Origin of the sequence: Streptomyces sp. NPDC001381, from assembly GCF_042895685.1 — a bacterium.
GTDB lineage: Bacteria > Actinomycetota > Actinomycetes > Streptomycetales > Streptomycetaceae > Streptomyces.
Genome location: NZ_JBIAWO010000003.1, coordinates 928845 through 950014 on the forward strand (window position 1 = coordinate 928845; position 21170 = coordinate 950014).

Genomic DNA, 21170 nt, shown 5'->3' on the forward strand with positions numbered 1-21170 from the left:
GCTCAGAGTGTCCCCTTTCGCACCGCTCCGTCAAGATTGCGGACCACCCCGGGGGCGACTTCCGGTGAGCGAACGGAAGCGGAGAGTTCCTTCCGGGCGCCCCACGGGCCGCACCCCGTGTCTCCCGGACGGGGTCGGCCGTAACGTGTGGCGCGGCTCCCCGCACCCGCGGAGCCCACGCGAGCACGACATGGCGAGCACGAAAGAGAGGCAGTACCCGATGCCCCCCTTCGACCTTTCCGAGGACGATCCCTTCGGTCCGCACAACCTTCCGTACGGCGTCTTCTCCCTCCCCGGTGCGGCGGAGCGGACCGTCGGCGTACGGCTCGGCGACCACGTCCTGGACGCGGGCGCGGCGGCCCGCGCGCTCGGCTCGCCGCACGCCCCCCTGCTCGCCCGGCCGACCCTCAACACCCTGCTGGCTGCGGGCCGCACCACCTGGTCGGAGGTCCGTCGCACGCTGACCGAGGCGGTCACCGGTCCCGCGCACCGCGCCGCACTCGAACCGCTCGTCCACCCCCTGTCCTCGGTGACCCTGCACCTCCCCTTCGAGGTCGCGGACTACGTCGACTTCTACGCCTCCGAGAACCACGCCCGGAACGTCGGACAGATCTTCCGCCCCGACGCGGCCGACTCCCTCACCCCGAACTGGAAGCACCTGCCCATCGGCTACCACGGCCGGTCGGGCACGGTGGTCGTCTCCGGCACGGACGTCGTACGCCCGTCGGGGCAGCGCAAGGGCCCCGCCGATCCCGCGCCGGTGTTCGGCCCGTCGGTCCGCCTCGACATCGAGGCCGAGGTCGGCTTCGTGGTCGGCGTGCCGTCGGCGATGGGGGAGCCGGTGGACGCGGACGCCTTCCGGGACCACGTGTTCGGCCTCTGCCTGCTCAACGACTGGTCCGCGCGGGACCTCCAGGCCTGGGAGTACGTCCCCCTCGGGCCGTTCCTCGGGAAGTCCTTCGCCACCTCGGTGTCGGCCTGGATCACTCCGCTGGAGGCGCTGGAGGAGGCGCGCGTGGCCCCGCCGCGGCGCACGCACCCCCTGCTGCCCTACCTGGACGACGCGGACCGCGAACCCGGCGGCTACGACCTGCGCATCTCGATCGCGATCAACGGCCACGTCGTGTCCGAGCCCCCCTTCTCGACGATGTACTGGACCGCCGCCCAGCAGCTCGCCCACATGACCGTCAACGGCGCCTCCCTGCGCACCGGCGACCTGTACGGCTCGGGCACGGTCAGCGGCCCGGCGGAGAACCAGCGCGGCTCCCTGCTGGAGCTGACGTGGAACGGCCGCGACGCCCTCGAACTCCCCGACGGCAAGCGGACCTTCCTGGAGGACGGCGACGAGGTGACCCTGACGGCGTGGGCCCCGGGGCCGGGCGGCCTGCGCGTGGGCCTGGGCGAGGTGAGCGGGCGGATCGTCGCGGGCTGACCGCCTGCTTCCGGCGGGCTGACTCCGGCGGTCACCGCCGTCATACTGGCGGCGGGCACGGTCCTCGTACCGGGCCCGCCGCACGTCCGTCGCACCACCGGCCGGACCGCCGTGCCCGGAGTGCGGCCCCGCCCGGCCCCTCACGCCCTCTGTCCGTCCTCGCCGACCAGGATCCGGAGCCCATGGCATGACCGATGGCATGACCGTCTGCCTGCTCCTGCTGAGCGCCGTCGCGCTCACCGCCGCCGTGCCGGCCCCGCGCGCGCTGACCCGGGCCGAGTGGCCCGAGCGGGAGCCGGTGGTGGCGCTGTGGGTGTGGCAGTGCCTGGTCGCCACGGTCCTGCTGTGCTGCCTGACGGCGCTGGTGCTCGGCGCCGCCGCCGTCTTCCACACCGTCCGCGCCCAGGTCTTCGCGCCGGCGCCGCCGGCGGTCACCGAGGCGTACGACCTGTCCGCCGCACCGCCCTGGGCGGCCGCGCTGACCCTGCTGCTGGCCTGCGGGGCCGCCTGGACCACCGCGATGCTGGCCCGCGAACTCTTCGACGCGCGCCGCCGCCGCGGCCAGGCCCGCGCCCACCTGCGGGAACGCGCCCCCGACCTGCCCGCGGGCCTGCCGTCCGCCCGCGGCCCGCTGCTCGTGCTGGAGGACGAGTATCCCGACGCCTGGTGGATGCCGGGCAGCCCGCCCCAACTGGTCGTCACCACCGGCGCCCTGCACCGCCTGACCTCCCACCAGCTGGACGCCGTCCTCACCCACGAGCGGGGCCACGCCCGCGCCCACCACGACTGGCTGCTCCACCTCTCGACCGCCCTTGCCACCGGATTCCCCCGCATTCCGCTCTTCTCCCACTTCTGCGACCAGACCCACCGGCTGGTCGAACTCGCCGCCGACGACACCGCCTCCCGGCGCTGCGGCCACCTGACCACCGCCCTGGCGCTGATCGAGCTGAACCAGCACCGGGGCGTCCTGTCCTGCGCCTCCAGCCACCGCCTCCTCGGCGAACGCGTCGAGCGTCTTCTCCAGCCGCCGCCCCGGCTGGGCCGCAGGCACCGGGCGCTGACGACGGCCGTGGCGGGCCTGGTGCCGCTGCTCCCGCTGCTGATCGCCTTCGCGCCGGGACTGACCGCGCTCTCGTAGGGCCGGCCGGCGCGACGGTGGCAGATCCTGCCGCCGGAGCCCGCCCTGCGCGACGGCCTCGTCGCCGCGCTCGCCGAGCCCGACCCGTCGTCCGCGCCGCCGCCCTCGACGTGCTGCGGGCACTGCGTCTGGGCGGCCCGGACCTGTTCGGCGGTGCCCTGGACGACCCGGACGTCGCCGTCCGGATCGAGGCCGTGCGCGCCCTGGTGTCGGTGGACGCGGCCGCCCCTCTGTCCCGGGCCGCGGACGATCCCTCCCGGGAGGTCCGTGTAGCGCTGGCCAAGGGCCCGGCGGGGGTCGACGCGACGCCGGAGGCCCCCGTCACCACCACGCTGGGCCGGCTCACCGAGGACGCCGACGCCCTGGTCCGGGGTGCCGCCCACGCCGTGCTGGGCAGCACCGGCAGCCCGGCCCCGCCCGCCGCCCGCGCCGTGGCCGCCCTGTCCGAACCGGCCTGGCAGATGCGGGCCGGCGCCGCGACGGAGCTGTCCGCGGCCCCGCCCGATGTCGCGGTGGCCACCCTCGCCGAGGCCCTCGCCAAGGCCCTCGCCGACCCGAACGCCGATGCCCCGCAAGGCCGCCGTCCTGGCCCTCACCCGCCACCGCCGCACCGACGACGCCCGCGCGGCGCTCGCCACGGCCACCGCGGACTCGGACGCGGACGTCAGGGCGTACGCGGCACAGGTGCTGTGAGGGTGCCTCGGCCTCCTCGCCCGTCCGGTCGCCCGGCGTCTATATCCAGTCGTCCGGCTCGGGCTCCGCGTCCATCTCGGGCCAGTGGTCGTCGTCTGCGGCGCCGGCCTGTGCCCGGGTGGCGTCCTTCTCGCCGCCCGCGCCCGGCCCGCCGCTCAGTTCCGCCAGGACCGCGACGACGCCCTCGCCGTACGTGGCCAGCTTCTTCTCGCCGACGCCGCTGATGCCGCCGAGCTGCTGCACCGAGGTCGGCCAGGCCGTGACGATCTCCCTGAGCGTCGCGTCGTGGAAGATGACGTACGCCGGGACGCCCTGCTCGCGGGCCTGTTCGGCGCGCCATGCGCGCAGGGCCTCGAAGGCGGGGAGCAGGTCCTCCGGCAGCTCGGCCGCGGCGGCCCTGGCCTTGCCCTTGCCGGGGGAGGACGAGCCGGACGCCTTGACTGCGACCGGCTTCTTCGGCTCCTTGCGCAGCGGCACCTCGCGCTCGCGCCGCAGCACCGCTCCACTGGCCTCGGTCAGCACCAGGGTGCCGTACTCCCCCTCGACCGCGAGCAGCCCCTGCGCCAGCAACTGGCGGACGACGCCGCGCCATTCGCCCTCGGTGAGCTCCTCGCCGATGCCGAACACGGACAGCTGGTCGTGGTCGAACTGGATGACCTTGCCCGTGCGCTTGCCGAGCAGGATGTCGACGATCTGCACCGCGCCGAACTTCTGCCCGCGCTCCCGCTGGAGCCGCACCACCGTCGACAGCACCTTCTGTGCGGCGACCGTGCCGTCCCAGGTCTCCGGCGGGGCGAGGCAGGTGTCGCAGTTGCCGCAGCCCGCCGGGTCCGGCTCCTGCCCGAAGTAGGCGAGGAGCTGACCGCGACGACACTGGGCGGTCTCGCACAGCGCCAGCATCGAGTCCAGATGGGCGGCGGCCCGCCTGCGGAACGCCTCGTCGCCCTCACCGGACTGGATCAGCTTGCGCTGCTGAATGACGTCGTTGAGGCCGTAGGCCATCCACGCGGTGGACGGGAGGCCGTCACGGCCGGCCCGGCCCGTCTCCTGGTAGTAGCCCTCGATCGACTTGGGCAGGTCGAGATGGGCGACGAAGCGGACGTCCGGCTTGTCGATGCCCATGCCGAAGGCGATGGTCGCGCAGACGACCAGGCCCTCCTCCCGCAGGAACCGGGACTGGTGCGCCGCACGCGTGCCCGCGTCCAGGCCCGCGTGGTACGGGACCGCCTCGACGCCGTTGCGGGTGAGGAACTCGGCGGTCTTCTCGACCGAGTTGCGCGAGAGGCAGTACACGATGCCCGCGTCGCCCGCGTGCTCCTCGCGCAGGAAGGCCAGCAGCTGCTTCTTGGGGTCGGCCTTGGGCACGATCCGGTACTGGATGTTGGGCCGGTCGAAGCTCGCCACGAAGTGCCGGGCGGCCGGCATGTTCAGCCGCTGGGTGAGCTCCTCGTGCGTCGCCCGCGTGGCCGTCGCCGTGAGCGCGATGCGGGGGACGTCCGGCCAGCGCTCCCCGAGCAGGGAGAGGGACAGGTAGTCCGGCCGGAAGTCGTGGCCCCACTGGGACACGCAGTGCGCCTCGTCGATCGCGAACACCGAGATCTTGCCGCGGGAGAGCAGATCCAGCGAGGAGTCCAGGCGCAGCCGCTCCGGAGCCAGGTACAGCAGGTCCAGCTCCCCCGCGAGGAACTCGGCCTCGACCACGCGCCGCTCGTCGAAGTCCTGCGTGGAGTTCATGAACCCGGCGCGCACGCCGAGCGCACGGAGCGCGTCCACCTGGTCCTGCATGAGCGCGATCAGCGGGGAGACGACCACTCCCGTACCCGGTCTGACCAGCGCGGGGATCTGGTAACAGAGCGACTTGCCGCCGCCGGTCGGCATGAGGACGACCGCGTCCCCGCCGGCCACCACATGCTCGATGACCGCTTCCTGCTCGCCCCGGAAGGCCTCGTACCCGAAGACCCGGTGCAGCGCGGCCAGGGCCTCGCTCTCCGTCCGCCCCGGTGCCCCGGTGATCCCTGTCATCTCGCTGATCCCACCCGTCCCGCCCATCGCCTCGTCCCCCGTACGTCGTCCCTCGACCACTGCCTCCACGATAGGGGCCCGGACTGACAGGGCCGGAGTTATCCACAGACCCGGCCCGCTCACCCTGTGTAAAACTCTCGTCACCCGGACACGACGGTGGGCCCGGTCCCCTCCCAAGGACCGGGCCCACCGCGCGGGCACCGCGCGACTCAGCGCACGAACACCCCGGCCTGGTTCGCCAGGTCCAGGAAGTACTGCGGCGCCACACCCAGCACCAGCGTGACCGCGACGCCCACGCCGATCGCCGTCATCGTCAGCGGCGACGGAACGGCGACGGTCGGGCCCTCGGGCCTCGGCTCGCTGAAGAACATCAGCACGATCACGCGGATGTAGAAGAACGCGGCGATCGCCGAGGAGATCACACCGACCACGACCAGCGGCGCGGCCCCGCCCTCCGCGGCCGCCTTGAAGACGGCGAACTTCCCGGCGAACCCGGAGGTCAGCGGGATACCGGCGAAAGCCAGCAGGAACACCGCGAACACGGCCGCCACCAGCGGGGAGCGCCGGCCGAGCCCGGCCCACTTCGACAGGTGCGTCGCCTCGCCGCCCGCGTCGCGCACGAGCGTGACCACCGCGAACGCGCCGATCGTCACGAAGGAGTACGCGGCCAGGTAGAACAGGACGGACGAGACGCCGTCGGGGGTGGTCGCGATGACACCCGCGAGGATGAATCCGGCGTGCGCGATGGACGAGTACGCCAGCAGCCTCTTGATGTCGGTCTGGGTGATCGCGACGATCGCGCCGCCCAGCATGGTGACGATGGCGACGCCCCACATCACCGGCCGCCAGTCCCAGCGCAGGCCGGGCAGGACGACGTAGAGGACGCGCAGCAGCGCGCCGAACGCGGCCACCTTGGTCGCCGCGGCCATGAAGCCGGTGACCGGCGTGGGCGCGCCCTGGTAGACGTCGGGCGTCCACATGTGGAAGGGCACCGCGCCCACCTTGAACAGCAGGCCCATGACGATCATCGCGGTGCCGATGAGCAGCAGCGCGTCGTTGCCCATGGTGTCGGCGAGCGCCGGGTTGACGTTCTTGACGGTGCCGTCGACGACCTGCGAGATCGTCGCGTACGACACGGAGCCCGCGTAGCCGTACAGCAGGGCGATGCCGAAGAGGGTGAACGCGGAGGCGAACGCGCCGAGCAGGAAGTACTTGACCGCGGCCTCCTGCGACATGAGCCGCTTGCGGCGGGCCAGGGCGCACAGCAGGTACAGCGGGAGCGAGAAGACTTCCAGCGCGATGAAGAGGGTCAGCAGGTCGTTGGCCGACGGGAAGACCAGCATGCCGGCGACCGCGAACAGCAGCAGCGGGAAGACCTCGGTGGTGGTGAAACCGGCCTTGACCGCGGCTTTCTCGCTGTCGCTGCCGGGCACGGAGGCCGCCTGGGCGGCGAAGGAGTCGACCCGGTTGCCGTGCGCCTCGGGGTCGAGGCGGCGTTCGGCGAAGGTGAACAGGCCGACCAGGGCGGCCAGCAGGATCGTGCCCTGCAGGAAGAGGGCGGGTCCGTCGACCGCGATCGCGCCCATCGCGGCGATGCGCGCCTTGGTGGTGCCGTACCCGTCCGCGGCGAGGGCGACGACCGCGGCGAACGCGGCGGCCAGCGCCACGACGGACACGAACAGCTGTGCGTAGTAGCGGTGCTTGCGCGGCACGAACGCCTCGACGAGCACCCCGACGATCGCCGCGCCCACGACGATCAAGGTGGGCGACAATTGCCCGTATTCGATCTTGGGCGCGTCGATCTTCGCGATCGGGTCGGCCGCGCCGGCCGCTGTTGTCCACAGGCTGTGGACGGCTGATGCGCTCACTTGGCCGCCTCCACCTCGGGCCGGGGGTCCTTCTCGTGTACGTCGGACAGGGTCTGTTTGACCGCCGGGTTGACGATGTCCGTGACGGGCTTCGGGTAGACGCCCAGGAAGATCAGCAGCACGATCAGCGGGGCGACGACCGCCAGCTCACGCGCGCGGAGGTCGGGCATCGCGGAGACCTCCGGCTTCACCGGGCCCGTCATCGTCCGCTGGTAGAGGACGAGGGTGTAGAGCGCGGCGAGCACGATGCCGAAGGTGGCGACGATGCCGATCGCCGGGTAGCGCGCGAACGTGCCGACCAGGACCAGGAACTCGCTCACGAACGGCGCGAGGCCGGGCAGCGACAGCGTCGCCAGACCGCCGATCAGGAAGGTGCCGGCGAGCACCGGGGCCACCTTCTGCACACCGCCGTAGTCGGCGATGAGCCGCGAGCCGCGCCGGGAGATCAGGAACCCGGCGACCAGCATCAGGGCGGCCGTCGAGATGCCGTGGTTGACCATGTAGAGCGTGGCGCCGGACTGGCCCTGGCTCGTCATCGCGAAGATGCCCATGATGATGAAGCCGAAGTGCGAGATCGACGCGTACGCCACCAGCCGCTTGATGTCGCGCTGGCCGACGGCGAGCAGCGCGCCGTAGATGATGCTGATCACCGCCAGCACGAGGATGGCGGGTGTCGCCCACTTGCTGGCCTCCGGGAAGAGCTGGAGGCAGAAGCGGAGCATCGCGAAGGTGCCCACCTTGTCGACGACCGCCGTGATGAGGACGGCGACCGGGGCGGTGGCCTCGCCCATGGCGTTCGGCAGCCAGGTGTGCAGCGGCCACAGCGGGGCCTTCACCGCGAAGGCGAAGAAGAAGCCGAGGAACAGCCAGCGTTCGGTGTTCGTCGCCATGTCCAGCGAACCGCTCGCGCGGGCCTCGGCGATCTCGGTGAGCGAGAAGCTCCCGGCCACCACGTACAGCCCGATCACCGCGGCCAGCATGATCAGGCCGCCGACCAGGTTGTAGAGCAGGAACTTCACGGCCGCGTACGACCGTTGCGTGGACGCCGTCTCCTCGCCGTGCTCGTGGGCCCGGTCCCCGAAGCCGCCGATGAGGAAGTACATCGGGATCAGCATGGCTTCGAAGAAGATGTAGAAGAGGAAGACGTCGGTGGCCTCGAAGGAGAGGATCACCATCGCCTCGACGGCCAGGATCAGGGCGAAGAAGCCCTGGGTGGGCCGCCAGCGGCGGCTGCCGGTCTCCAGCGGGTCGGCGTCGTGCCACCCCGCCAGGATGATGAACGGGATCAGCAGCGCGGTGAGCGCGATGAGGGCCACCGCGATGCCGTCCACGCCCAGTTCGTAGCGGACCCCGAAGTCCTTGATCCAGGAGTGGGATTCGGTGAGCTGGTACCGGCTGCCGTCCGGGTCGAAGCGGACCAGGACGGCGACCGCCAGGGCGAGGGTGCCGAGCGAGACGAGCAGGGCCAGCGATTTGGCGGCGTTGCGCCGGGCGGCCGGGACGGCGGCCGTGGCGACCGCCCCGATCGCCGGGAGCGCCGCCGTCGCTGTCAGCAGGGGAAAGGACATCGGTATCAGACCGCCCTCATCAGCAGGGTCGCGGCGATGAGAAGCGCCGCACCGCCGAACATCGAGACCGCGTACGACCGCGCGAAGCCGTTCTGCAGTCGGCGCAGCCGTCCGGAGAGGCCGCCGACCGAGGCCGCCGTGCCGTTGACGACGCCGTCGACCAGGGTGTGGTCGACGTACACCAGGGAGCGCGTGAGGTGCTCGCCGCCGCGGACCAGGACGACGTGGTTGAAGTCGTCCTGCAGCAGGTCGCGGCGGGCGGCCCGGGTGAGCAGCGACCCGCGCGGGGCGACGACCGGGACCGGGCGGCGGCCGTACTGGGCGTAGGCGACGGCCACGCCGATCACCAGGACCACCATCGTGGAGAGGGTGACGGTGAGGGCGCTGACCGGCGAGTCGCCGTGCGAGTGGCCGGTGACCGGCTCGAGCCAGTGCAGGAAGCGGTCGCCGATGCTGAAGAAGCCGCCCGCGAAGACCGAGCCGAAGGCCAGCACGATCATGGGGATCGTCATGACCTTGGGCGACTCGTGCGGGTGCGGCTCATGACCGTCGGCGTCGGGCTGCCAGCGCTTCTCGCCGAAGAACGTCATCAGCATCACGCGCGTCATGTAGTACGCGGTGATGGCCGCGCCCAGCAGGGCGCACGCGCCGAGGATCCAGCCCTCGGTGCCGCCCTTGGCGAAGGCCGCCTCGATGATCTTGTCCTTGGAGAAGAAGCCGGACAGGCCCGGGAAACCGATGATGGCGAGGTAGCCGAGACCGAAGGTGACGAAGGTGATCGGCATGTACGTGCGCAGGCCGCCGTACTTCCTCATGTCGACCTCGTCGTTCATGCCGTGCATGACCGAGCCGGCGCCGAGGAACAGCCCGGCCTTGAAGAAGCCGTGCGTCACCAGGTGCATGATCGCGAAGACGTAGCCGATGGGGCCGAGACCCGCGGCCAGCACCATGTAGCCGATCTGCGACATGGTCGACCCGGCCAGCGCCTTCTTGATGTCGTCCTTGGCACAACCGACGATCGCACCGAACAGGAGCGTGACGGCTCCGACGACGGTGACGACGAGCTGGGCGTCGGGGGCGCCGTTGAAGATCGCCGCCGAGCGGACGATCAGGTACACACCGGCGGTCACCATCGTCGCCGCGTGGATCAGGGCGGAGACCGGCGTCGGGCCCTCCATGGCGTCCCCGAGCCAGGACTGCAGCGGCACCTGGGCGGACTTGCCGCAGGCGGCGAGCAGCAGCATCAGGGCGATGGCGGTGAGCCTGCCCTCGGTCGCGTCCCCGGCGATGCCGGGTTCTCCTTCCGTCCCGAGCAGCGGGCCGAAGGCGAAGGTCCCGAAGGTGGTGAACATCAGCATGATGGCGATCGACAGGCCCATGTCGCCGACGCGGTTGACCAGGAAGGCCTTCTTCGCCGCGGTGGCCGCGCTGGGCTTGTGCTGCCAGAAGCCGATGAGCAGGTAGGAGGCGAGACCGACGCCCTCCCAGCCGACGTACAGCAGCAGGTAGTTGTCGGCGAGGACGAGCAGCAGCATCGCCGCGAGGAACAGGTTGAGGTAGCCGAAGAAGCGGCGGCGCCGCTCGTCGTGCTCCATGTACCCGACCGAGTACAGGTGGATCAGCGAGCCGACGCCCGTGATCAGCAGCACGAACGTCATCGACAGCTGGTCCAGGCGGAAGGCGACGTCCGCCTGGAAGCCCTCGACCGGGATCCAGGAGTACAGGTGCTGGGTGAGCGTCCGGTCCTCGGCGCTCCTGCTGAGCAGGTCGCCGAAGAGGACGAGGCCGAACACGAAGGAGACGGCCGACAGGAGCGTGCCGATCCAGTGGCCGACGGCGTCGAGCCGGCGGCCGCCGACCAGAAGGACGGCCGCTCCGAGCAGGGGCGCCGCGATCAGCAGCGCAATCAGGTTCTCCACGATTCTTCCGACCCCTTACAGCTTCATCAGGCTGGCGTCGTCGACCGAGGCCGAGTGGCGGGAACGGAACAGCGACACGATGATCGCGAGTCCCACCACGACCTCCGCGGCGGCGACGACCATCGTGAAGAAGGCGATGATCTGGCCGTCGAGATTGCCGTGCATCCGGGAGAAGGCGACGAACGCGAGGTTGCAGGCGTTGAGCATCAGCTCGATGCACATGAACACGACGATCGCGTTGCGCCGGATCAGCACGCCGGTCGCGCCGATCGTGAACAACAGGGCGGCGAGGTAGAGGTAGTTGACCGGGTTCACTTCGACGCCTCCTCGGTCCGCCGGGCGTTCCCCTTGAGCTGCGGGGGTTCGATCGCGCCGCGCTCCAGGCGCTCCTCGGCGCGCCGCTGCAGCGCCTTGAGGTCGTTCAGCGCCTCGGTGGACACGTCACGGATCTGACCGCGTTCGCGCAGCGTGCTGCTGACCGTGAGGTCCGACGGGGTGCCGTCGGGCAGCAGGCCCGCGACGTCCACGGCGTTGTGCCGCGCGTACACGCCGGGCGCGGGCAGCGGCGGTACGTGCTTGCCCTCCCGGACCCGCTGCTCGGCCAGCTCCCGCTGGGTCCTGGCGCGCTCGGTGCGCTCGCGGTGGGTGAGCACCATGGCGCCGACGGCGGCCGTGATCAGCAGGGCGCCGGTGATCTCGAAGGCGAAGACGTACTTGGTGAAGATCAGGGCGGCGAGGCCCTCCACGTTGCCGTTCGCGTTGGCCTGGGAGAGGCCGGTGAACTCCGTCAGGGAGGCGTTGCCGATTCCGGCGATCAGCAGGATGCCGAAGCCGAGGCCGCACACCAGGGCCAGCCAGCGCTGTCCCTTGATGGTCTCCTTCAGGGAGTCCGCCGCGGTGACGCCGACGAGCATCACCACGAACAGGAACAGCATCATGATCGCGCCCGTGTAGACGACGATCTGGACGATGCCCAGGAAGTAGGCGCCGTTGGCGAGGTAGAAGACCGCCAGGACGATCATGGTGCCGGCCAGGCAGAGCGCGCTGTGCACGGCCTTCTTCATGAAGACGGTGCACAGGGCGCCGAGGACGGCGACGGTGCCGAGCACCCAGAACTGGAAGGCCTCGCCGGTGGAGGTGGAGTAGGCGGCGAGTTGCGCGCTCATCGGCGGATCACCTCCTCCGAGGCGGGCTCGCCCTCACCGGAGGTGGCGGCGGCCTCCTGCGGCACCTCTCCCTTGGAGACGGCCGGCTGGCGCTCCGTACCGGGCGCGGCCTCGGTGACCAGCCCCCGGTAGTAGTCCTGCTCGTCCGTCCCCGGGTAGATCGCGTGCGGCGTGTCGACCATGCCCTCGTCGAGGCCGGCCAGCAGCTGCTCCTTGGTGTAGATCAGGTTGGCGCGGCTGGAGTCGGCGAGCTCGAACTCGTTCGTCATCGTCAACGCGCGGGTGGGGCAGGCCTCGATGCACAGACCGCACAGGATGCAGCGGGCGTAGTTGATCTGGTACACCCGCCCGTACCGCTCGCCCGGCGAGTAGCGTTCCTCGTCGGTGTTGTCCGCGCCCTCGACGTAGATCGCGTCGGCGGGGCAGGCCCAGGCGCACAGCTCGCAGCCGACGCATTTCTCCAGGCCGTCCGGATGGCGGTTGAGCTGGTGCCGTCCGTGGAACCGCGGAGCCGTGGTCTTCTTCTGCTCCGGGTACTGCTCGGTCAGCCGCTTCTTGAACATGGCCTTGAAGGTCACGCCGAAGCCGGCCACGGGGTTCTGGAAACCGGGCTTGGTCTCCTGGGGCTCCTCAGCCATCGGACGCCTCCTTTCCATCCAGCGATCCGTCACTGACAGTGTCCGACCCACCACTGACAATCAGCTCCCGCTCCCGGCGCGGACGGCGCCTGGGCACCGGCGGAAGCTCCTGTCCGGGCAGCGGCGGGACGGGGAATCCGCCCGCCATCGGGTCGAAGCCGGCGGGTTCGGCGGGGGCCTGCGCCTCCTTCCCGCCACCGCGGAACATGTCCACGACGAAGGAGAGCAGCAGCAGGAGCAGGACACCGCCGCCGACGTACAGGGCGATGTCGGCGAAGTCGTAGTTCTCGTTGCGCAGGGTCCGCACGGTCGCGACGAGCATCAGCCACGTCACCGACACCGGGATGAGGACCTTCCAGCCGAGCTTCATCAGCTGGTCGTAGCGGACGCGGGGGAGCGTGCCGCGCAGCCAGATGAAGAAGAACAGCAGCAGCTGGACCTTGACGACGAACCAGAGCATCGGCCACCAGCCGTGGTTCGCGCCCTCCCAGAAGGCGCTGACCGGCCAGGGTGCCCGCCAGCCGCCGAGGAACAGGGTGGTCGCCACCGCCGAGACCGTCACCATGTTCACGTACTCGGCGAGCATGAACATCGCGAACTTGATCGACGAGTACTCGGTGTTGAAACCGCCGACCAGGTCGCCCTCGGACTCCGGCATGTCGAAGGGGGCGCGGTTGGTCTCGCCGACCATCGTGATGATGTAGAGGACGAAGGAGACCGGGAGCAGGATGACGTACCAGCGGTCCTGCTGCTGCTCGACGATCGTCGACGTCGACATCGACCCCGAGTAGAGGAACACCGAGGCGAACGCGGCGCCCATGGCGATCTCGTACGAGATCATCTGGGCGCAGGAGCGCAGACCGCCCAGCAGGGGGTAGGTGGATCCGGAGCTCCAGCCCGCCAGGACGATGCCGTAGATGCCGACCGAGGCGACCGCGAGGATGTAGAGCACCGCGATCGGCAGGTCGGTGAGCTGCATCGTGGTGCGCTGGCCGAAGATCGAGATCTCGTTGCCGGCCGGGCCGAAGGGGATCACCGCGATCGCCATGAAGGCCGGGATGGCCGCGACGATCGGCGCGAGGACGTACACCACCTTGTCGGCGCGCTTGACGATGAGGTCTTCCTTCAGCATCAGCTTGATGCCGTCGGCGAGCGACTGGAGCATGCCCCAGGGGCCGTGCCGGTTGGGGCCGATGCGCAGCTGCATCCAGGCGACGACCTTGCGCTCCCACACGATGGAGAACAGCACGGTCAGCATCAGGAAGGCGAAGCAGAACACGGCCTTGACGACGACCAGCCACCAGGGGTCGCGGCCGAACATCGAGAGGTCTTCAGCGGCGAGATACGGGCTCATGCCTCCACCTCCTTGGGGGCTTCGGCGGCCGGCGTCGCCGGACCGATGCGGACGAGGGAGCCGGGTGTGGCCCCGGCGTCGGAGGCGACACCCGCGCCGGTGGAGTTCAGCGGGAGCCAGACCACTCGGTCGGGCATCTCGGTGACCCGCAGCGGGAGTTCGACCACTCCGTGGGCGCCGGTGACGGCGAGGACGTCGCCGTCCTTGACGCCCGCCTCCGCGGCCGTGGCGGCCGACACGCGCGCGTGGGCCGCGTGCCGTGTCCCGGCGAGCGCCTCGTCGCCCTGCTGGAGGACGCCCTGGTCGAGCAGGAGCCGGTGCCCGGCCAGTACGGCCTCCCCCGCGGCGGGCCTCGGCAGCACCCCCGCGGTCTCCAGGGGTTCGGTGCCGCGCGGGCCGTCCCAGGCGCCGAGCCGGTCCAGCTCCGCACGGGCGGTGCGCAGGTCCGGCAGGCCCAGGTGGACGTCCATCGCGTCGGCGAGCATCTGCAGCACGCGCGCGTCGGACGGTGCCGGGCGGCGGGTCATCTGGTCGGGCTTGAGCGCGGCCTCGAAGAAGCGGACCCGGCCCTCCCAGTTGAGGAAGGTGCCCGCCTTCTCGGCGACCGCGGCGACCGGAAGGACGACGTCCGCCTGCCGCGTGATCTCACTGGGCCGCAGCTCCAGCGACACCACGAAGCCGGCCTCGGCGAGCGCCTCACGCGCGCGTGCCGGATCGGGCAGGTCGGTGACCTCCACACCGGCGACGAGCAGCGCCTGCAGTTCGCCGGTCGCGGCGGCCTCGACGATCCGGCCCGTGTCACGGCCGTAGCGGTGCGGGAGTTCGGCGAGCCCCCAGACGGCCGCGACCTCCTCCCGCGCGCGCGGGTCGGTGGCCGGGCGGCCGCCCGGCAGCAGCGACGGCAGCGCACCCGCCTCGATCGCGCCCCGCTCCCCCGCCCGGCGCGGGATCCACACCAGCGCGGCCCCGGTGGCGTTGGCGGCCCGTACGGCGGCGGTCAGGCCTCCGGCCACGGCCGCCAGCCGCTCTCCTACGACGATCACCGCGCCCTCGGTGCGCAGCGCCGCGGCGGCCGTGCTGCCCGCCTCGTCCAGGCCGACGCCGCCGGCGAGCGCGTCCAGCCACTCGGTCTCGGTGCCCGGAGCGGCCGGCAGCAGGGTGCCGCCCGCCTTCTCCAGGCCGCGCGTGACGTGCGTGGCCAGCGAGAACACCTTCTGCCCGTGCTTGCGCCAGGCCTTGCGCAGCCTCAGGAAGACACCGGGCGCCTCCTCCTCGGACTCGAACCCGACCATCAGAACGGCGGGCGCCTTCTCCAAGGAGGTGTACGTGACGCCCGTACCGTCGAGGTCACGGCCCCGGCCGGCGACCCGGGCCGCGAGGAAGTCGGCCTCCTCGGTGCTGTGCACGCGGGCGCGGAAGTCGATGTCGTTGGTGCCGAGGGCCACGCGCGCGAACTTGCTGTACGCGTACGCGTCCTCGATGGTGAGGCGGCCGCCGGTCAGGACACCGGTCCTGCCGCGCGAGGCGAGCAGCCCCTGTGCGGCGATCTGCAGCGCCTCGGGCCAGGACGCCGGTTCCAGGTCGCCCTCGGCGTTGCGCACCAGGGGCGTGTCGAGCCGGTCGCGCTGCTGCGCGTACCGGAACGCGAACCGCCCCTTGTCGCAGATCCACTCCTCGTTGACCTCGGGGTCGTTCGACGCCAGGCGGCGCATGACCTTGCCGCGCCGGTGGTCGGTGCGGGTGGCGCAGCCGCCGGAGCAGTGTTCGCACACCGAGGGCGAGGAGACCAGGTCGAAGGGGCGGGAGCGGAATCGGTACGCCGCCGAGGTGAGGGCGCCGACCGGGCAGATCTGGATGGTGTTGCCGGAGAAGTACGACTCGAACGGGTCGCCCTCACCGGTGCCGACCTGCTGCAGCGCGCCCCGCTCGATCAGCTCGATCATCGGGTCGCCCGCGATCTGGTTGGAGAACCGGGTGCAGCGGGCGCACAGCACGCACCGCTCACGGTCGAGCAGCACCTGCGTGGAGATCGGCACGGGCTTCTCGTACGTCCGCTTGCGGCCCTCGAAGCGGGATTCCGCCTGGCCGTGCGACATCGCCTGGTTCTGCAGGGGGCACTCGCCGCCCTTGTCGCAGACCGGGCAGTCCAGCGGGTGGTTGATGAGGAGCAGCTCCATCACACCGTGCTGCGCCTTCTCGGCGACGGGCGAGGTGAGGTGGGTCTTCACGACCATTCCGTCCGTGCACGTGATCGTGCAGGACGCCATCGGCTTGCGCTGGCCCTCGACCTCGACGATGCACTGGCGGCAGGCGCCGGCCGGGTCGAGGAGGGGGTGGTCGCAGAAGCGGGGGATCTCGATGCCGAGCTGCTCGGCGGCCCGGATGACCAGGGTGCCCTTGGGCACGCTGATCTCCGCGCCGTCGATCGTCAGCGTCACGAGGTCCTCCGGCGGGACCGCCGCTTCTCCCCCTCCCGAGGGAGCGCTGGTGGTCACGGTCATGCGTTCACCTCCGGGCGGTCGGCCCAGGCCGTCGACTTCGCCGGGTCGAAGGGGCAGCCCCGGCCCGTGATGTGCTCCTCGTACTCCGCACGGAAGTACTTGAGCGAGGAGAAGATCGGCGAGGCTGCGCCGTCGCCGAGGGCGCAGAACGACTTGCCGTTGATGTTGTCGGCGATGTCGTTCAGCTTGTCGAGGTCGGACATCACGCCCTTGCCGGCCTCGATGTCGCGCAGCAGCTGCACGAGCCAGTAGGTGCCCTCGCGGCAGGGCGTGCACTTGCCGCAGGACTCGTGGGCGTAGAACTCGGTCCAGCGGGTGACGGCCCGCACCACGCAGGTCGTCTCGTCGAAGCACTGCAGAGCCTTGGTGCCGAGCATGGAACCCGCGGCACCCACTCCTTCGTAGTCGAGAGGGACGTCGAGGTGCTCGTCGGTGAACATCGGGGTCGAGGAGCCGCCCGGTGTCCAGAACTTGAGGCGGTGGCCCGGCCGCATGCCGCCGCTCATCTCGAGGAGCTGGCGGAGGGTGATGCCGAGCGGGGCCTCGTACTGGCCGGGGCCCGCGACATGGCCGCTGAGGGAGTAGAGCGTGAAGCCCGGGGACTTCTCGCTGCCCATCGACCTGAACCATTCTTTCCCGTTTTTCAGGATCGCGGGAACCGAGGCGATGGACTCGACGTTGTTCACCACAGTCGGGCACGCGTAGAGGCCCGCGACCGCAGGAAAGGGGGGACGAAGCCGCGGTTGACCGCGGCGGCCTTCGAGGGAGTCCAGCAGCGCGGTCTCCTCACCGCAGATGTACGCACCCGCGCCCGCGTGCACGGTGAGTTCGAGGTCGAGTCCGCTGCCCAGGATGTTCTCGCCGAGGTAGCCCGCCGCGTAGGCCTCACGCACGGCCTCGTGCAGCCGCCGCAGCACCGGGACGACTTCACCGCGCAGATAGATGAAGGCATGCGAAGACCTGATGGCATAACACGCGATCACAATGCCCTCGATGAGGCTATGCGGGTTCGCGAAGAGGAGCGGGATGTCCTTGCAGGTGCCCGGCTCCGATTCGTCGGCGTTGACAACTAGATAGTGCGGCTTTCCATCACCCTGGGGAATGAACTGCCATTTCATTCCCGTCGGGAATCCCGCGCCGCCGCGCCCGCGCAGACCGGAGTCCTTGACGTACGCGATCACTTCGTCCGGGGACATGGCGAGCGCCTTGCGGAGCCCCTCGTACCCCTCGTGCCTCCGGTAGACGTCCAGCGACCAGGACCTCTCCTCGTCCCAGAAGGCCGACAGCACGGGTGCGAGCAGCTTCTCGGGGCTGCTGCCTTTCAGCTCGGGTGCCAAGGTCATCACTCCCCCTCCTCGGCGGCGGGCCCTGCCGGGTGGGCGGGGTCGGAGGCCGATGTCTCCTGCGGCGCGTCATGTGAACTGAGGTGCTCGGCCGGCGACGCGTCGCGCGCGGCCGCCCCGCTCGGCGCCCTGTCCTGCGGTTCGTCGTGCGGCCCGCCGTCACGCGGGTGGACCACGCGCGCGGGTGCGGTCTCTCCCCTGGCCAGGCGGAGGCCCGTCAGCGAGGCCGGTCCCGCGCTGCCGCTCGCCTCGACGGCGCCGTCCCGCTCGTCGGGGAAGCCCGCCAGGATGCGGGCGGTCTCCTTGAAGGTGCACAGCGGCGCCCCGCGCGTGGGCGACACCGTGCGGCCGGTCCGCAACTCGTCCACCAGGCGCTTCGCGCTCTGCACGGTCTGGTTGTCGAAGAACTCCCAGTTGACCATCACGACCGGCGCGAAGTCGCAGGCCGCGTTGCACTCGATGTGCTCCAGGGTGATCTTTCCGTCGTCGGTGGTCTCGCCGTTGCCGACACCGAGGTACTCCTGGAGCGACTCGAAGATCGCGTCGCCGCCCATCACCGCGCAGAGGGTGTTGGTGCAGACCCCCACCTGGTAGTCGCCGCTCGGCCGGCGGCGGTACATGGTGTAGAAGGTGGCGACCGCGGTGACCTCGGCCGTGGTCAGGCCGAGGACGTCCGCGCAGAACTGCATCCCGGTGCGCGTGACGTGGCCCTCCTCCGACTGCACGAGATGCAGCAACGGCAGGAGCGCGGACCGGGAGTCGGGGTAGCGGGCGATGATCACGCGCGCGTCCGTCTCCAGCCGGGCCCGGACGTCGTCCGGGTAGGCGGGCGCGGGCAGTTCGGGCATGCCCAGGCTGACGCCCCGCTCGGAAGAAGAGGTGGTCACCGGTCGACGCCTCCCATCACGGGGTCGATGGACGCGACGGCGACGATGACGTCGGCGACCTGGCCGCCCTCGCACATCGCCGCCATGGCCTGCAGGTTGGTGAAGGACGGGTCCCGGAAGTGGACCCGGTAGGGGCGGGTGCCTCCGTCGGAGACGGCGTGCACCCCGAGTTCGCCCTTGGGCGACTCGACCGCCGCGTACGCCTGTCCCGGCGGGACGCGGAAACCCTCGGTGACCAGCTTGAAGTGGTGGATCAGGGCCTCCATGGAGGTGCCCATGATCTTCTTGATGTGGTCGAGGGAGTTGCCCAGGCCGTCCGGTCCCAGGGCGAGCTGGGCGGGCCAGGCGATCTTCTTGTCGCCGACCATGACCGGGCCGGGCTGCAGCCGGTCCAGGCACTGCTCGACGATCCTCAGCGACTGGCGCATCTCCTCCAGGCGGATCAGGAAGCGGCCGTAGGAGTCGCAGGAGTCGGCGGTCGGGACGTCGAAGTCGTACGTCTCGTAGTCGCAGTACGGCTGGGCCTTGCGCAGGTCGTGCGGCAGGCCGGTGGAGCGCAGGATCGGGCCGGTGGCGCCGAGGGCCATGCAGCCGGCCAGGTCGAGGTAGCCGACGTCCTGCATACGCGCCTTGAAGATGGGGTTCCCGGTGGCGAGCTTGTCGTACTCGGGGAGGTTCTTCTGCATCTTCTTGACGAACTCGCGGATCTGGTCGACCGCGCCGGGCGGCAGGTCCTGGGCGAGTCCGCCGGGGCGGATGTACGCGTGGTTCATCCGGAGGCCCGTGATGAGCTCGTAGATGTCGAGGATCATCTCGCGGTCACGGAAGCCGTAGATCATGATCGTGGTGGCGCCGAGTTCCATGCCGCCGGTGGCGATGCACACCAGGTGGGAGGACAACCGGTTCAGCTCCATCAGGAGCACTCGGATGATCTTGGCGCGCTCGGGAATCTGGTCCTCGATGCCGAGGAGCTTCTCGACGGCGAGACAGTATGCGGTCTCGTTGAAGAAGGACGTCAGGTAGTCCATGCGCGTCACGAACGTGGTGCCCTGCGTCCACGTGCGGAACTCGAGGTTCTTCTCGATGCCGGTGTGGAGGTAGCCGATGCCGCAGCGGGCCTCGGTGACCGTCTCGCCCTCGATCTCCAGGATGAGGCGGAGCACGCCGTGCGTGGAGGGGTGCTGGGGGCCCATGTTGACCACGATGCGCTCGTCGTCGGCGCGGGCGGCGGACTGGACCACCTCGTCCCAGTCGCCACCGGTGACCGTGTAGACGGTGCCCTCGGTGGTCTCGCGGGGAGAAGCGTGTGACGTGCTCATGAGTACGACCTCCGCTGGTCCGGAGCCGGGATCTGGGCGCCCTTGTACTCGACGGGGATGCCGCCGAGGGGATAGTCCTTGCGCTGCGGGTGGCCCTGCCAGTCGTCCGGCATCATGATCCGCGTCAGGGCCGGGTGACCGTCGAAGACGATCCCGAAGAAGTCGTACGTCTCGCGCTCGTGCCAGTCGTTGGTCGGGTACACGGTGACCAGGGACGGGATGTGCGGGTCGGCGTCCGGGGTGCTGACCTCCAGGCGGATCAGCCGGTTGTGGGTGATCGAGCGCAGGTGGTAGACGGCGTGCAGCTCGCGGCCCTTGTCGTTGAGGTAGTGCACGCCGCTCACGCCGGTGCAGAGCTCGAAGCGCAGGGCCGGGTCGTCGCGCAGGGTGCGGGCGACGCGGAGCAGGTGCTCACGCTCGATGTGGAAGGTCAGCTCGCCGCGGTCGACGACCGTCTTCTCGATCGCGTTCTCGGGGAGGAGACCCTGTTCCTCCAGGGCGCCTTCCAGTTCGTCGGCGACCTCGTCGAACCAACCGCCGTAGGGCCGGGCGGCCGGGCCGGGAAGGCGGACGGAGCGGACCAGGCCGCCGTAGCCGGAGGTGTCGCCTCCGTTGTTGGCGCCGAACATGCCGCGCTGGACGCGGACCTCCTCGCCACCCTGGCCGCGCTGGCCGGGGAGGTTGGAGGCGGAGAGGTCTTTCTCGGGGTTCACCCCGTTCGACCCGTTCGCGCCGTGGGTGCCGTTCGCGTCGCTCACCGCAGCAGCCCCTTCATCTCGATCGTGGGCAGGGCCTTGAGCGCGGCTTCCTCCGCCTCGCGGGCCGCTTCCTCGGCGTTCACGCCCAGCTTGGAGTTCTGGATCTTGTGATGGAGCTTGAGGATCGCGTCCATCAGCATCTCGGGGCGTGGCGGGCAGCCGGGGAGATAGATGTCGACGGGGACGATGTGGTCGACGCCCTGGACGATCGCGTAGTTGTTGAACATGCCGCCCGAGGACGCGCACACGCCCATGGAGATGACCCACTTCGGGTTCGGCATCTGGTCGTAGACCTGCCGCAGCACCGGAGCCATCTTCTGGCTCACCCGGCCGGCGACGATCATGAGGTCGGCCTGGCGCGGGGATCCGCGGAAGACCTCCATGCCGAAGCGGGCCAGGTCGTAGCGGCCCGCGCCGGTGGTCATCATCTCGATGGCACAGCAGGCGAGGCCGAACGTGGCGGGGAAGACGGACGCCTTGCGCACCCAGCCCGCGGCCTGCTCGACGGTGGTCAGCAGGAAGCCGCTCGGCAGCTTTTCTTCGAGTCCCATGACTTAAAGGCCC

General features: G+C 70.7%; 16 protein-coding genes and 1 pseudogene. 3 read left to right on the forward strand and 14 right to left on the reverse strand.

Annotation, left to right across the window (positions count from 1 at the left end):
* Positions 1–220: 220 nt before the first annotated feature.
* The 3 genes and pseudogenes from fahA to ACFY2L_RS17865 form a co-directional block, all read left to right on the forward strand.
* Positions 221–1432, forward strand: a complete 1212-nt coding sequence (fahA, locus tag ACFY2L_RS17855; protein ID WP_390658488.1) for a fumarylacetoacetase — start codon at positions 221–223, stop codon at positions 1430–1432.
* Between the two features lie 199 nt (positions 1433–1631).
* A complete protein-coding gene (locus ACFY2L_RS17860) occupies positions 1632–2570 on the forward strand; it encodes a M56 family metallopeptidase (RefSeq protein ID WP_390822828.1) in 939 nt (312 codons plus the stop codon).
* A 21-nt stretch (positions 2571–2591) separates the two neighbouring features.
* Positions 2592–3263 (forward strand): annotated as a pseudogene (locus ACFY2L_RS17865) (HEAT repeat domain-containing protein); the annotation flags it as partial.
* A gap of 39 nt (positions 3264–3302) precedes the next feature.
* On the opposite strand, the gene recQ reads toward ACFY2L_RS17865, so the two are convergent.
* From recQ to ACFY2L_RS17935, 14 genes are all read right to left on the reverse strand, one after another.
* Positions 3303–5312 (reverse strand): DNA helicase RecQ, encoded by a 2010-nt coding sequence (gene recQ / locus ACFY2L_RS17870; RefSeq protein ID WP_390822829.1) that lies wholly within the window; start codon positions 5310–5312, stop codon positions 3303–3305.
* A gap of 182 nt (positions 5313–5494) precedes the next feature.
* Positions 5495–7153 carry an NADH-quinone oxidoreductase subunit NuoN gene (gene nuoN, locus ACFY2L_RS17875; RefSeq protein WP_390658041.1) on the reverse strand — a complete coding sequence of 553 codons (1659 nt, stop codon included), beginning with the start codon at positions 7151–7153 and terminating at the stop codon, positions 5495–5497.
* Positions 7150–8721, reverse strand: coding sequence for an NADH-quinone oxidoreductase subunit M (locus tag ACFY2L_RS17880; RefSeq protein WP_390658040.1), 1572 nt, complete (start codon positions 8719–8721; stop codon positions 7150–7152). The genes nuoN and ACFY2L_RS17880 overlap by 4 nt, the downstream gene beginning before the upstream one ends.
* A 5-nt stretch (positions 8722–8726) precedes the next feature.
* The gene (nuoL, locus tag ACFY2L_RS17885) at positions 8727–10640 is read right to left on the reverse strand and encodes an NADH-quinone oxidoreductase subunit L (protein WP_390658039.1); all 1914 of its coding nucleotides are present in this window, start codon (positions 10638–10640) and stop codon (positions 8727–8729) included.
* 15 nt (positions 10641–10655) lie between these two features.
* Positions 10656–10955, reverse strand: coding sequence for an NADH-quinone oxidoreductase subunit NuoK (gene nuoK / locus ACFY2L_RS17890; protein WP_003974374.1), 300 nt, complete (start codon positions 10953–10955; stop codon positions 10656–10658).
* Positions 10952–11806: an NADH-quinone oxidoreductase subunit J gene (locus ACFY2L_RS17895; RefSeq protein WP_390658038.1), complete on the reverse strand. Its 855-nt coding sequence runs from the start codon at positions 11804–11806 to the stop codon at positions 10952–10954. The genes nuoK and ACFY2L_RS17895 overlap by 4 nt, the downstream gene beginning before the upstream one ends.
* Entirely contained in the window at positions 11803–12444 is a 642-nt protein-coding gene (gene nuoI, locus ACFY2L_RS17900; protein WP_390658037.1) for an NADH-quinone oxidoreductase subunit NuoI, read from the reverse strand. Before nuoI ends, ACFY2L_RS17895 begins: the two co-directional genes overlap by 4 nt.
* Complete coding sequence (nuoH, locus tag ACFY2L_RS17905; protein ID WP_390658036.1) at positions 12437–13798, reverse strand: NADH-quinone oxidoreductase subunit NuoH; 1362 nt, start codon at positions 13796–13798, stop codon at positions 12437–12439. Before nuoH ends, nuoI begins: the two co-directional genes overlap by 8 nt.
* A complete protein-coding gene (locus ACFY2L_RS17910) occupies positions 13795–16299 on the reverse strand; it encodes an NADH-quinone oxidoreductase subunit G (protein WP_390822751.1) in 2505 nt (834 codons plus the stop codon). Before ACFY2L_RS17910 ends, nuoH begins: the two co-directional genes overlap by 4 nt.
* Entirely contained in the window at positions 16296–17645 is a 1350-nt protein-coding gene (gene nuoF / locus ACFY2L_RS17915; protein ID WP_390658034.1) for an NADH-quinone oxidoreductase subunit NuoF, read from the reverse strand. The genes ACFY2L_RS17910 and nuoF overlap by 4 nt, the downstream gene beginning before the upstream one ends.
* On the reverse strand, positions 17642–18529 hold the full coding sequence (gene nuoE, locus ACFY2L_RS17920; protein WP_390658033.1) for an NADH-quinone oxidoreductase subunit NuoE: 888 nt from the start codon (positions 18527–18529) through the stop codon (positions 17642–17644). Before nuoE ends, nuoF begins: the two co-directional genes overlap by 4 nt.
* Positions 18526–19848 (reverse strand): NADH-quinone oxidoreductase subunit D, encoded by a 1323-nt coding sequence (locus tag ACFY2L_RS17925; protein WP_390822752.1) that lies wholly within the window; start codon positions 19846–19848, stop codon positions 18526–18528. The genes nuoE and ACFY2L_RS17925 overlap by 4 nt, the downstream gene beginning before the upstream one ends.
* Positions 19845–20606: an NADH-quinone oxidoreductase subunit C gene (locus ACFY2L_RS17930; RefSeq protein WP_390658031.1), complete on the reverse strand. Its 762-nt coding sequence runs from the start codon at positions 20604–20606 to the stop codon at positions 19845–19847. Before ACFY2L_RS17930 ends, ACFY2L_RS17925 begins: the two co-directional genes overlap by 4 nt.
* Positions 20603–21157, reverse strand: coding sequence for an NADH-quinone oxidoreductase subunit B family protein (locus tag ACFY2L_RS17935; protein ID WP_055635348.1), 555 nt, complete (start codon positions 21155–21157; stop codon positions 20603–20605). Before ACFY2L_RS17935 ends, ACFY2L_RS17930 begins: the two co-directional genes overlap by 4 nt.
* Between the last annotated feature and the right edge of the window lie 13 nt (positions 21158–21170).